Origin of the sequence: Pontibacter sp. H249 (assembly GCF_037892465.1) — a bacterium.
GTDB lineage: Bacteria > Bacteroidota > Bacteroidia > Cytophagales > Hymenobacteraceae > Pontibacter.
Genome location: NZ_JBBKTR010000001.1, coordinates 95,379 through 108,386, shown reverse-complemented (window position 1 = coordinate 108,386; position 13,008 = coordinate 95,379). Strand labels below are relative to the sequence as shown.

8 protein-coding genes are annotated in these 13,008 nt (G+C 49.2%); all 8 read right to left on the bottom strand.

The window, feature by feature from the left end; all coding sequences use genetic code 11:
• Positions 1 to 102: 102 nt before the first annotated feature.
• The 8 genes from WG943_RS00500 to eboE all read right to left on the bottom strand — a co-directional run bounded on the left by WG943_RS00500 (position 103) and on the right by eboE (position 12,982).
• Positions 103 to 1,869 (bottom strand): efflux RND transporter periplasmic adaptor subunit, encoded by a 1,767-nt coding sequence (locus WG943_RS00500; protein WP_340406082.1) that lies wholly within the window; start codon positions 1,867 to 1,869, stop codon positions 103 to 105.
• The gene (locus WG943_RS00495) at positions 1,853 to 3,319 is read right to left on the bottom strand and encodes a TolC family protein (protein WP_340406081.1); all 1,467 of its coding nucleotides are present in this window, start codon (positions 3,317 to 3,319) and stop codon (positions 1,853 to 1,855) included. Before WG943_RS00495 ends, WG943_RS00500 begins: the two co-directional genes overlap by 17 nt.
• Before the next feature lie 174 nt (positions 3,320 to 3,493).
• Positions 3,494 to 7,285 (bottom strand): efflux RND transporter permease subunit, encoded by a 3,792-nt coding sequence (locus WG943_RS00490; protein ID WP_340406080.1) that lies wholly within the window; start codon positions 7,283 to 7,285, stop codon positions 3,494 to 3,496.
• Between the two features lie 96 nt (positions 7,286 to 7,381).
• Complete coding sequence (locus tag WG943_RS00485) at positions 7,382 to 7,813, bottom strand: HYC_CC_PP family protein (RefSeq protein ID WP_340406079.1); 432 nt, start codon at positions 7,811 to 7,813, stop codon at positions 7,382 to 7,384.
• Between the two features lie 119 nt (positions 7,814 to 7,932).
• Positions 7,933 to 8,208, bottom strand: coding sequence for an SDR family oxidoreductase (locus tag WG943_RS00480; protein WP_340406077.1), 276 nt, complete (start codon positions 8,206 to 8,208; stop codon positions 7,933 to 7,935).
• Positions 8,209 to 8,253: 45 nt separating this feature from the next.
• A complete protein-coding gene (locus tag WG943_RS00475) occupies positions 8,254 to 10,086 on the bottom strand; it encodes a glycoside hydrolase family 15 protein (RefSeq protein ID WP_340406075.1) in 1,833 nt (610 codons plus the stop codon).
• A 267-nt stretch (positions 10,087 to 10,353) separates the two neighbouring features.
• A complete protein-coding gene (locus tag WG943_RS00470; protein ID WP_340406074.1) occupies positions 10,354 to 11,757 on the bottom strand; it encodes an alkaline phosphatase family protein in 1,404 nt (467 codons plus the stop codon).
• On the bottom strand, positions 11,702 to 12,982 hold the full coding sequence (eboE, locus tag WG943_RS00465; RefSeq protein WP_340406073.1) for a metabolite traffic protein EboE: 1,281 nt from the start codon (positions 12,980 to 12,982) through the stop codon (positions 11,702 to 11,704). Before eboE ends, WG943_RS00470 begins: the two co-directional genes overlap by 56 nt.
• Positions 12,983 to 13,008 lie beyond the last annotated feature (26 nt).

Below are 13,008 nucleotides of genomic sequence, written 5' to 3'. Positions count from 1 at the left end.
GCTGTGGGAATCCAAAGTTATATTTAAAGGGCAGGTGATGATGTCTTCCCAAATTCCTCTCAGAGGGGCAGTGTTTACACCTGTGTACCTCATCCCATCCTGCTAATGCACATGCTCCCTTGCCGGTACCGGCTCTTTTGCATCTGCCACACGCTGGCCTTTGCGATAAGTTTGCTTTACTTCGCCGCAAGTTAGCATTGTCTGGCCAAAGTATGGGTTACGAATTTCTTTTTGATCGCTTAGCCAGAAAGCGCCCTGGTCATTATTAGCCATTGGGCACCATTGCTTGTATACAGCATCTTCTGTAATGCCAAAGGTTTCGATAGCATCAATCAGGTGAATGGATATGGTTTCGAAGCTCTTACGCTGTTTCTCTACTGCCTTTTCTTTTTGGATAGCTGCTGCACTTGATTCCATAGTAGGTAGTAACTGCATCCATTTGGCATGAGTGCTGCCATCCAGCTGGCTCATATCTACCTTATTTAACACCATTGTGAAACTCGCCGCTGCTTTGCTGGCTGCTGCTGCATCAGAAGCTACTAAAGCATCTTTCATCGTATAATAGCTTTCTAATGCATTATTTAGCTGCTCTTGAAAGGCTGCAGGTACCTCCATAGTCTTAGTTGCCGGAGCCGACATCATGCTATAGTTTCCGCTTAACTGGGCTGCACCGTCCACGGCAAAAACACCGTTGGTTACCACCTGTTCGCCTGCACTCAGGCCTCCTTCTACCAGGTACGAATCCCCCAAACGTGGCCCCAGTGTTACTTCGCGCATTTCAAAGGCTGGTGTTTCTTGGTCAAGCTTAACGTAAACCACAGAGCGTTTGCCGGTCCAGAGTACGGCAGTGCGTGGCACCGCTAGGGCACTGCTGCTGGTTTTAGTCTGTGCTGCAGTTTTTATACTTGCGTTGGCAAACATACCTGGTTTTAACTGATTACCCGGGTTGGCAACCTCGGCACGCACCTGCACGGCACGCGTGCTGGCATCCAGCACCGGCGTAACAAATGCAACCTTTGCTGTAAACTCTTTGCCCGGAATACCCGGTACGGTAAAGTTAACCGTCGAGCCCTCTTTTACCCAGGCAAGGTCTGTTTCATACGCATCCAGCACCACCCAAACCGACGACAGGTTTGCCACTTCAAACATAACTGTTCCGGTACTTACGTAATCGCCAACAGCTACACTCCGCTGGGTTACCACACCTGCCGCATCAGAGTAAATATCAAAGTTGGTGATCAGCTCATTCGCATTTTCAATGCGTTGTATCTGGTTGTTAGACAGGTTCCAGAGCCTTAGTTTTGTTCTGGCAGCCTGGTACAGTTCCGGCATCAGGTCTCTGGACTTAGACGCCTCCTGCAGCTCACGCTGCGCCGAGATCAGGTCCGGAGCGTATACCGATGCAAGCCTTTCGCCTCTGCGTACTTCCTGGCCCGTAAAGTTTACATACAGCCTTTCGATACGTCCCGGAAACTTGGCTGTAATAGAAGATACTTTTTGCTCGTTCAGCTGCACGGTACCGGATAGCGTAAGTTCGTTCCCGGCATTGGCAGGTTGAACCGCAGTAGTCTGGATGTTGGCAAGGGCAATAGCCTCCGGTGTCATTTCCAGCACATAAGGGCTTGCTTCGCCTGAGCTACCAGCCGCCGATACAGGTATCAGGTCCATGCCGCATAGCGGACATTTGCCCGGCTCGTTCTGGCGGATCTGCGGGTGCATGGAGCAGGTGTACTCCGTCACGCCAGCCTCTGTACCGGCATGGTCGTGTGCTTCTTCAGTGGTTCTTCCTCCGAAAAGCAGCCAGCCAAGCAGCAGGCCGCCCAGGGCTACTGCCAAGTATTTTAAGGTTCTTTTATTTCGTGGTGTCATGAGATACGGTGTAAATATGGGTGTTCATTAAGCGGCTGATGTTGTGCACCGCAGACTGCTGGTCTACAATGGCCTGCAATTGCTGCTGCTTGTAGCTAAGTATACTTTGCCGCTGCCTCAAAATATCTTCAATGCCGGCACCTGCCACAGAATAGTTGGTGGTAAGTAAGCGGATTGCCTGCTCGTTCAGTTGTATCTGATCCTGTAACAAATTTAAGGTGCTGGTAGTGCGCTGGTACTCGTACAGCAGCTGGCTCAGCTCAGAAAACAACTGCTTTTCGGTTGCCTCTTTCTGGTAAGTCGCCGCTTTTTTAGATAACTCGGCTTCGCGTTTGGCTGCGTTATACTTTCCCCGGTAAATCGGCAGCGTTACAGATACCATCGGCATTACCATGTTCTCACCACCCATTGTCATCTGAGAAGATTCGTCCATACGGGGTCTGAATACCATATAGTTCAAGCCTATGCCGATCATTGGTCTGCCCATCAGCTGTGCCATGCGGTACTGTGCTTCTCTTGCTTTCTCGTCCCACTCATACATTTTAAGCATGGGGTGGTTCTGTCGGATAGAGTCCTGTATCAGTGAAAGCGACGCTGGCAACTCCGTTGGCAGAAGTGTGTCGGGCACTTGTACCGCTGCATTCTGCTCTCTGTTCAGGATATTGTTAAAGGCGATTACCTGTGGCGTTTTTGAATCGCGGAGCAGCTGTAGCCTGTTCTCCAGGTCCTTTACCTGCATCCGTATCAGGATAACATCAACCATGGAAGTACCCGAACCTGCCATCGATGTAGAAGCCATACTGCCGCCGCTCATGCTGCTATTACCTGTACTGGCGGGAGTGCTGCCAGTTGCGTTACCGCCCATGCCATCCATGGCCGAAGAGCCACTGCCTGTGGCAGTGGTGCTGCCCATACTTGTACGAGCTGGCGTACTTTGTCTGGAGGCACCGGAAGCATTGCCGGCTGGAGCTGATTTATACTTTGCCAGCGCAATTCTTTCCAGAGCTTTGGTTAACTCCAGCTCTCTCTCCAGCAGCTCTGCCTCTTTTTCTATGCGGTAGATGTTCACCCAGAAAGTATGGACGCTATGGTAGAGGTTGATCTTGACTTCGTTGAAAGTAGCCAGTTTCATCTGGGCCATGTAATAGGCTTCGTCCTTAGCTGCGCCCAGCGAGCCGACCCACGGAAACATCTGCATCACAGAGGCCTCGCCGATCTGCTCTCCCATAAAGCGCTCCATGGGTTTCAAAAAGAAGTTAAAATTAGCCTCCGGGTCCGGTAAAGCACCCACCTGGGGCACGCGTTGCAATGCAGCTTCGTACTCCGCATAGCGGGCCTTGAGTTGTGGGCTGTTTTGTCCTGCTTCTATCAGGTAATCATCCAGGGTTTGTGCCTGTAGTATGATAGGGGATAGAAGGAGGAGTAGAATGCTACTTATAAAATGTTTCATTATATCTCTGCTTTTCGTTTCTGCCAGCTTTTGCCTCGCCGGCTGGGCCCCCGAAGGCTTTCGGGACAAAAAATCAAGTGGTACATCCCGAACTTGATTCGGGGACGCTCCAAACTCGCTGAACGCTCGGACAGTGGACCGTCGTAAAGTGCACATGGCAAAGGTCTTTCTCTCTTAGATTTCATCTGTTTGGGATATATTTTGCTCATTTCGATACTTCTTAACTTTCAACTCTTCCCGCCAGCTGTAGAGCACGGGAACAATAAAGAGTGTGATCAGGGCTACCGTCATACCGCCAAAGGTTGGGATAGCCATTGGTATCATAATGTCAGAGCCACGGCCTGAGGAGGTAAGCACAGGCAGCAGCGCCAGCAGGGTAGTGGCTGTTGTCATTAAACACGGACGCACGCGGCGCATACCGGCCTGCAGTACTGCATTTCGTACTTCCTGTCTTGATTCCGGCGTCAGCTTGTCAAAGCTCTGCTTCAGGTAAGTGCCCATTACTACACCATCGTCAGTAGCAATACCGAATAGCGCAATAAAGCCCACCCAAACAGCCACACTGAGGTTAAAACCGCGCATCTGGAACAACTCCCGCATGTTGGTGTCGCCAAACGAGAAATTAAAGAACCAGTCCTGTCCGTATAGCCACAACATCATAAAACCACCTGAGAACGCCATGGCAATGGCCGTGAAAATAAACAGGGTAGTAGAAACGGAACGGAACTGGAAGTATAAGATCAGGAAGATGATCAGCAAAGCCAGCGGAATAACAATTGCCAGGCGCTTCTCGGCGCGTACCTGGTTCTCGTAGTTGCCCGAGAATTTGTAGCTCACGCCAGCTGGTACTACCAACTCACCTGTTTCTATCTTCTGGCTTAGATAACGCTGCGCATCCTCCACAACAGATACCTCTGCAAAACCATCTCGCTTGTCCAGTAGCACATAACCCGTTAGGAAGGAGTTCTCACCACGGATCATCATCGGGCCGGGGCGGTATACTACTTCTGCAATTTCGCCTAAAGGAATTTGTGCGCCACCTGCCGTAGTGATCATAATGCGGTCAACAGATTCCGGGTCGTTTCGGTACTCACGGGCATAGCGGGCACGAATAGAGTAGCGTTCACGGCCTTCTACTGTCGTGGTCAGCGCCATACCTCCCATCGCCACCTCAATATATTCCTGTACATCGACCACATTTAAACCATAGCGTGCCATGGCTTTGCGATTCAGCTCAATCTCCATGTAGGGTTTACCCAGCGATCTGTCGGCAAATACGGCCTCAGGTTTAACCGAAGGCACTTCTTTTAAAAGCCGCTCCAGCTGCAGGCTAAAGTCCTCAATGGTTTTCAGGTCGGGGCCGTATACTTTTACACCCATTGGGGCACGCATACCGGTTTGCAGCATCACGAGTCGTGTTTCGATTGGCTGTAGCTTAGGGGCTGAAGTAACACCCGGTATGTTGGCTGCTTTCACGATCTCGTCCCAGATATCATTCGGTGTTCTGATGTGGTCGCGCCATTGGCGGTAGTATTCCCCCCTTTTGTCTTCGATCAACTCACCGCTTGCATCCCGTACAAACTCTCCGTCATCATCTACTTTAAAGCGGAGTTTTTTACCATTGGCATCTGTCTTATACTCTGACTTGTACTGGATCACGTTTTCATACATCGACATAGGGGCAGGGTCGAGGGCCGTTTCGGCACGGCCGGCTTTGCCTACGGTCATTTCAACCTCAGGTATGGCCGTGATCATCATATCCAGCTGCTGCACAATGCGCTTATTGGCCTCTACGCCAGAGTGCGGCATCGAAGTAGGCATCAGCAGGAAAGCACCTTCATCCAGGGAAGGCATAAACTCTTCGCCCATACCCGGGAAAGTATGCACCAGCCCTCTCCAGGGAGAGGATGTTCTGATGTTATAGCCGGTCTTATCAAAGCCATTGGCCACCCAACCGAACACGCTGTTAAAGCCAACCCAGATGAGCAGCCCCAGCAACATAATAAAAGCAGGGATGGTCATGAATTTACCCTTGTTGGCAAGGCACCACATTAATATACGCGGGTAAGCCCGAATAAACAGGGAGAAGGTGCCCAGCACCAATCCAATGATAAGCAGGATGAACAGGAAGTTAACGATCAAACTAACTGATACACCCAACGGTACCCATTCCGATGCCAGCAGCCAGCTAACCGCCACAACCGCAATGCCCACCATGGCCAACGTATGGTATCGGCCATACTTTTCTGGTTGGTAGTAGTTAAGCAGGTTATTGATGGCTACAAGTATAAGCGTAACACCTGCCAGCGGAAGTATAAACAAGGCTATAAATCCGATGACCAGTAATACGATATTCATCACCTTGGTCCAGGCTACGTTTCTCGACCTTAGCCCAAACACCGTATGGGCAAATGCCGGCATGATAAGAATAGTGAAGATAAGTGAAGCCACTAACGCAAAGGTTTTGGTAAAGGCCAGCGGACCGAATAATTTACCCTCTGCAGCCTCCAGCGTAAACACCGGCAAAAAGCTGACAATAGTCGTGGAAACTGCTGTAAGTATGGCCGTGGCAACCTCGGTAGTGGCATTGTACACCGTTTTTAGCAGCGATTGCCCCGGAGGAGCCTCTTCCATGTGCCGCAGGATGTTTTCGTTGAGAATAATGCCCAGATCCACCATCGTACCAATCGCAATGGCAATACCCGATAAGGCTACAATGTTGGCATCTACGCTGAAGTACTTCATCATGATAAACGTCATCAGCACCGCCAATGGCAACAGAGCCGATATCAGCAGGGAAGCACGCAGGTTGTACACCATCACGATGATCACGATAATGGTGATCAGGATCTGAAGTATAATAGCTGAGTTGAGCGTGCCCAGCGTTTCGTTGATCAGTTGTGTACGGTCGTAGAAAGGCACTACGGTAACTTTGGAGGTGCGTCCGTCGTCAAGTTTTTTACTTGGTAAACCGGCAGCAATCTCGTCCAGCTTCTCTTTCACGTTGCCGATCACGGCTAATGGGTTGTCGCCATAGCGGGCAATTACCACACCTCCCACAGCCTCAGCACCGCCTTTGTCCAGTATGCCCAGCATCGATCTGTCGGCGGGGCCAATGTTTACGCGTGCAATGTCGCGGATGCGGATTGGTACGTTGGAGGTTACTTTTACAACGGCATCTTCAATGTCAGATAAGTCTTTAACATAGCCCAGACCACGCACCAGGTACTCTACCTGGTTTATCTCGACGGTATTGGCGCCTACATCTTGGTTACTATTCTTCAGGGCCGTCATCACCTCCATCATCGAGATGTTGTTGGCCTTCATGGCAATAGGGTCAAGGTCTACCTGGTACTCCTTTATATAACCACCCACAGAAGCTACTTCCGCTACGCCCTCGGCACCAGACAAAGCATACCGTACATAATAGTCCTGGATGGTGCGCAGCTCGTGCAGGTCCCAACCGCCGGCTGGTTTGCCGTTCTCGTCGCGGCCCTCCAAAGTATACCAGTATACCTGCCCCAGCGCGGTGGCATCCGGACCGAGCTTTGGCGTTACTTCATCGGGCAAAAGGTCGTTTGGCAGGGAGTTTAATTTCTCCAGTATGCGGGAGCGGCTCCAGTAGTATTCGGTATCCTCGTCAAAGATGACGTAGATGCTCGAAAAACCGAACATGGAGGTAGAGCGAATGGTTTTTACACCCGGCATCCCCAACAAAGAAGTAGTAAGCGGATAGGTGATCTGGTCTTCCACGTCCTGCGGAGAACGTCCCATCCATTCTGTAAAGATGATCTGCTGGTTCTCACCTATATCCGGTATGGCGTCTACAGGCACCGGATCGCGGGGCAGAAAATTTACGTTCCAGTTGAAGGGAGCCACTACAATACCCCAGCCAACTATAAGTAAAAGCAGTAAAACCGTAACCAGCTTCTGCTCCAGGAAAAATTTTATAATGCTGTTTAACATGCTTTATTCGATTGAATACAAGAAGTATAGCTACTGAAAAGACAGCAGCAAACTATACCAGCCGCAGAGGCAGGTATACATCGAAAAAAGCGGAATTTATAGCAGGAAGGACTGCACCAACACCGTTATGTCGCGGACCAGCGGGGGAGACTCGTAAAGCGCGTAGCGCGGCTCCGGGTCTGCATCAGAAGTATAAAACTGAAGTACAACTGCCTTTATCACAGCCATCAGCTGGAGGTCCTGCAGTTTGTTAAACGACAAGGCTTTGTGTTTGGCAGCTACATCCAACCGCTCTGCAATAACCTGGTGGTCTTCGCAGCAGGCTTCGTCGTCAGCGGCCTGTTTAGGAGCATGGCAGGGAGGTACAACCTCCTTTTCTTTCTCCATCGGGCAATCAGCCTCAATACCGAAGAAAGTAATATCGCGCAGTTCGCCGCCACAAATATGCATGCCCACCGCCATACCCGTCGAAGAAACGAGCACAAGCAGCGTAAGGGTTAGCAATATGATCTGGCGGTAAAACTTCATGTTTTGGGTTATACTTGTTGCAAAGGTATACGGCACGAGGCAAGTAAACTTACACAATTAACAAAAAGTTTTACAGTATTACTCCTTAAGCGCTTAATATGTGCTGCTTTTGTCATGTACTATTCGTTAAATGATGGGAAAAGTGTCATGCCTCCGTCTACGTAAATGGTAGTGCCCGTAATATAATCAGCGTCATCTGTAACCAGCCACGTGGCAACTTTGGCGATATCCTCGGGTTCGCCAATGCGGCCATAAGGTATCTGAGAAAGCGTCATTTTAAGGCCTTCTTCACTTTCCCATTCTTTTTTGTTGATGTCTGTTTTAATAGCTCCGGGTGAGATGGCATTCACCCTGATTTTATACTTGGCCAATACCCGAACTTGCTCCTGTATCAACGGCTACTTTGTCTTCCAGTCTTTTGTCTTCTTGTATGCTCATACTTATGGTTTGCGGTGATCTCTGTCACCAGACAGGTCCCGGTTAAGTTGATAGGCGGCGCTGATAAGGGCCAAGTGCGTGAAAGCCTGGGGAAAATTGCCAAGCTGTTCTCCTTTTAAACCGATCTGCTCTGAGTATAAACCCAGGTGATTGGCATACCCTAGCATCTTTTCAAAGTGAAGCCGGGCCTTTTCTACCTCACCGCTTTTGGCAAGGCTTTCGATGTACCAGAACGAGCAAAGGCTAAAAGTACCTTCATCGCTGTCAAATCCATCTGTAGCGCCGTCTTTCTGCAGGTACCGGTAAACCAGCGAGTCTGATAATAAGTGGTCTTCTATAGCTTTCAGCGTAGCTTTCCATCTGGGTTCGGCAGGGCTTAAAATGCGCACCAGCGTCATTAAAAGTACAGAGGCATCCAGCACTTGTGATCCTTTGTACTGCACAAACGCCTGCCGTTCTTCACTCCAGTAATTCTCAAATATCTCTTTGTATATCTTGTCGCGCACCTGCTGCCACTCATCCAGCGGGGCCGGGAAAGAGCGGTCACGGGCTATAAGTATGGCCCTGTCCAGCGCTACCCAGCACATCATTTTCGAGTACAGAAACTCTTTTTTATCGTGGCGTACTTCCCAGATACCATGGTCTTTCCGTTCCCAGTTTTCTATAACGTAATCCACGAACAGGCAAACGTTTTTCCAGAACTCGTAGGTAATTGGTTTGCCATGCTTGTTGTAGAGGTAAATGGTGTCTATCAGTTCGCCGTAAATATCCAGCTGAAACTGCTTGTAGGCAGCATTGCCGATGCGTACGGGCCTTGAACCCATGTACCCTTCCAGGTGCTTCAGTTCTGTTTCTTCCAACATTGTTTTGCCATCCACGGCGTACATAAGCTGCAGGTCGGATGCGGTTTTCATGTCTTTACAGCGCTCCATCAGCCAGGCTAGAAAGGCCCTGGACTCTTCTGTAAAGCCAAGCCTGAGAAAGGCATACATCGTAAAGGCTGCATCCCTGATCCAGGTATAGCGATAGTCCCAGTTACGGTCTCCGCCAATGGTTTCGGGTAGGCTAAAGGTGGCTGCTGCAATGGTGGAGCCGTGTTCCAGTGATGTCATCATTTTTAGGGTGATGACCGAACGGTGTACGATCTCCCGCCAGCGGCCTTTGTACGTACTTTGCTCTATCCAATCCCGCCAAAAAGTTACAGTAGCCTCAAACGCCTCCTCTGAATAATGTTCCAGGTCTTTACGCTCAAACATACTTTCGTCCTGCGGCACAGCTTCTATGGCGAACACAGCAGATTCGCCTTGCTTTAAGGTCCATTTGCCATGCACGTCACCTTTGCGAAGCCTGACATTTTGGTTGCTCATAAACCTGAACTGGTATCCGTCCTGGCCTTTACTCTGGAAAAAGATATCATCTTTCCCCCTGGTGGCCTCATGCTTGGCACGTGCGTAGTCGAACCGAGGCAGGCAGTCCATATCGAACTCTATCTGGCCTTTTATGATCTTAAGAATGCGGACCACAGCACAATTCTGCTCCTTCTTTTTTACAGGCATAAAGTCTGTCAGTTCGGCCATTCCGCTGTCGGTAAAAAATCGCGTGAGCAGTACACCTGTATCAGGTAAGTATAATTGTTTGTAATGTACGCCTTTGGCTGTAGGTGCAATGCTCCAATAACCGCCATTATCTTTGTCGAGCAAGGCTGCAAAGATGGAAGGAGAGTCGAAATGTGTAAAGGGGAGATAATCCAAGGAACCTGCTTTGGAAACCAGCGCTACGGTGTGCAGGTTTCCAATCAATCCATAGTTTTCGATAGGCTGATAGGTTCGTTTCATATGAGATCGCGTGCGTAACAGGCTCTATACAAAACGGCTCAAGGGGATTATTGTTTATGGCACGAGACAATGCTGATCATAAAGTATCAGCGCAAAACGTTTCTTAGAGGCTGTTTTGAATTTATTCATTGGGCTGCAAAGGGAATTTCTCGGAACCTGGCTTCTCCTCTTTTTCGCGCCATAGCGCTGCTATGCCACTCAAAAGGAGCCTCGCCAAAACCCGGAAACCCACCTTTTCGCTTCCAACAATAAAATCAAAACAGCCTCTTATACGTTTTCCATTGCCTTTGCTTTTGGTACTTCTGCCTGCAGGTGAGCAAGTATAAGATGGAACACATCTATAGCCTGCACTTCAGTTGGCAACTCCCGTTTATACTTTGTGAGCAGCACCGGCCATTCATTTTTATCCTCGGGCAGCACGCCATGAGAGCCTTTTATCAAGGTGGCATCCAGCGGAATGATATCAAGAACTGTTCTGAATCCTAGCTTTTTCTTTAGAAGCTTTCCCACTACCAATGGCACCGGAAATTTAATCTTCGGGTTGATGAACATCTCTACCGGGTCGTAACCAGGCTTTTTATGGATGTCCACCATGCGGGCATAGTCCGGCGCTTTTTTATCATCTAGCCAGAAGTAATAGGTAAACCAGGCATTAGGCTTGGCTACTACCACTAATTCTCCGCAACGTTCATGGGCCAGGTTATACTTATCGCGTTCTTCGCCGGCCAATACCTCGGCTACACCGTTCTGCTGTTGCAGCAGCGCTTGTACCTCAGCTATTTTAGATTTGTCGTGGATGTACACATGCGCCACCTGGTGGTCTGCTACGGCAAAGGCTGTGCTCATGGCAGTGTCGAGTAATTCGGTGCCGCGTTCGTTGCGAACTTGAATATAGCCATGCTGGCGCAGCACACGGTTCAGGTGCACCGGCTGGTTTACATCCGAAATGCCATACTCCGACAATACCATTACCTGCGCGCCCTTCGCTTCATAAAATGAGATTAGATCACCTACTACAGCATCAATTTCCTGCAGGTCTTTGGCAATGCGCGGGTCCGATGGGCCCAGGCGCTGCAGGTTGTAATCTAAATGGGGCAGGTAGATGAGCGTAAGCGTGGGGTTGTACAGATCGTCGGTTATCTTAGAAGCATCTGCAATCCACTTGCTCGACTTTATACTTGTTTTCGGACCCCAGTAATTGAACAGCGGGAAAGTACCCAGCTTTGCCTGCAGCGTATCACGCAGGTCGGCAGGTTGGGTATAGCAGTCGGGTAGTTTGCGACCGTCGGCCAGGTATTGCGGGCGCGGTGTTAACGTATAGTCGGCAGTGGTGTTCATATTGTACCACCAGCCCATGTTGGCTACAGTAAAGTTCGGGTTGGCTGCTTTGGCAACTTCCCATACTTTGGGTGCCTGCACCAATTTGTTCGATTGTCGCCACAGCTTTACCTCATCTTCATCTCTAAAGTACCAGCCATTGGATACAATGCCGTGCTCGCTCGGCCATTTGCCGGTTAAATAAGTGCTCTGGGCAGTACAAGTTACAGCCGGTATGGCAGGTTTTATACTTGCCTGCTGTGCCTGTGCTGCCCATTTAGCCAAAAAAGGAGTGTTTTTACCGATTAGTGATTTGGTAAGACCGACTACGTTCAGTACTACTGTCTTCTGCATCTTGTGCGTGGTTTATACTTTGCAGAACCCACTCCATTTCTCTGTAGATGGATTCTGATAGGTCTGTTTTGATTTCTTCTGGAAGCACCTCCCAGGTATACGTTTCTACCTCGAGGTGCTGCGTTACCGGTTGCTCCTGTAAGAGCTGTAATACTGCTGCCACATCTTGCTGTGTAGATTGCAAACCGTTATACTCTTCTGTAAATAGTGGAACATGGAAGTGTGTGCGCCACTCTACGGCATTTGGTTTTCTGATATGCTGCAGCGCAAATGTTAGATCCGGATATTGTGTTATTTCGCCATCGCTGCTGCGTTCTACAACCTGGTGCAGGTAAGTAGATTCGGCTAAAGTGGCTAAGGTTTCTGCTATTTCGCTACGTACCTCCACGTCAGTTGGCAGGTTTGTTTTAAGCGCGGCACTTAACTGAATTTTACCAATTCGGATGTTGGCGTGCTTTAGTTTTGCGAATGCCTCAGCAGGCCTTTCATAAGCTAAAGCAAAATGGCAAACATCGTAGCAAAGCTGCAGGTGTGTGTAAATAGCCTCAACTGCCTCCTGTGTGTGTAGCTGCTTACTTTGCAGTAGCTTTTTTGCCCCTAATGGTAACAGCCACTCCTGGTAATAATTTATTACTTCTTTCGAGTTTTCCAATAATCCATCCGGCTCTGGCTCCAGATCCAGGTGAATGGTTTTGTTTTTCTTCTGTTTAAGCTCCAGCAATGCTTCCACTACCTGTAGCAGGTTATTTGTGCAAGTAGTATAAACAGAGTCCATTTTAGATTTATCGGCTTCCAAAAGCCAGGGTTTGTACGATAGAGGTGATGTGGAAATACCTCCTTCCATACCGTTTGGCAGTAACTCAGCAAGAATAGTTGCCAGGCGAATAGTATAGGAAACTCTTTCGGGTGTGGTCCAGTCGGGTTGGTGCACCTTATCTTTTACCTCCTGATGATGAAAACCACCGTACGGGAAACCGTTCATCGTAAAAACGTACAAATCTTCCTGCTGCAGCCATTCTTTAAACTCTTGTAGCTTGTTGTTGAGCAGAATCTCTTCGCTTGCCTGGTTAGACAGGCGCAGTCCGATACCGAAAGGTTTATCAGGAGATAGTTCTTTTTTAAGCGGTGGCAGGTATTGCTTTAGCGAAAGGAATACCTCCTCCCATGTTTCACCGGGGTGGATGTTGGTGCAATACGTGAGGTGGTATCCTTTAGCTAACTGCATGCTTGTTTAAGGTGATATAAGGTGAG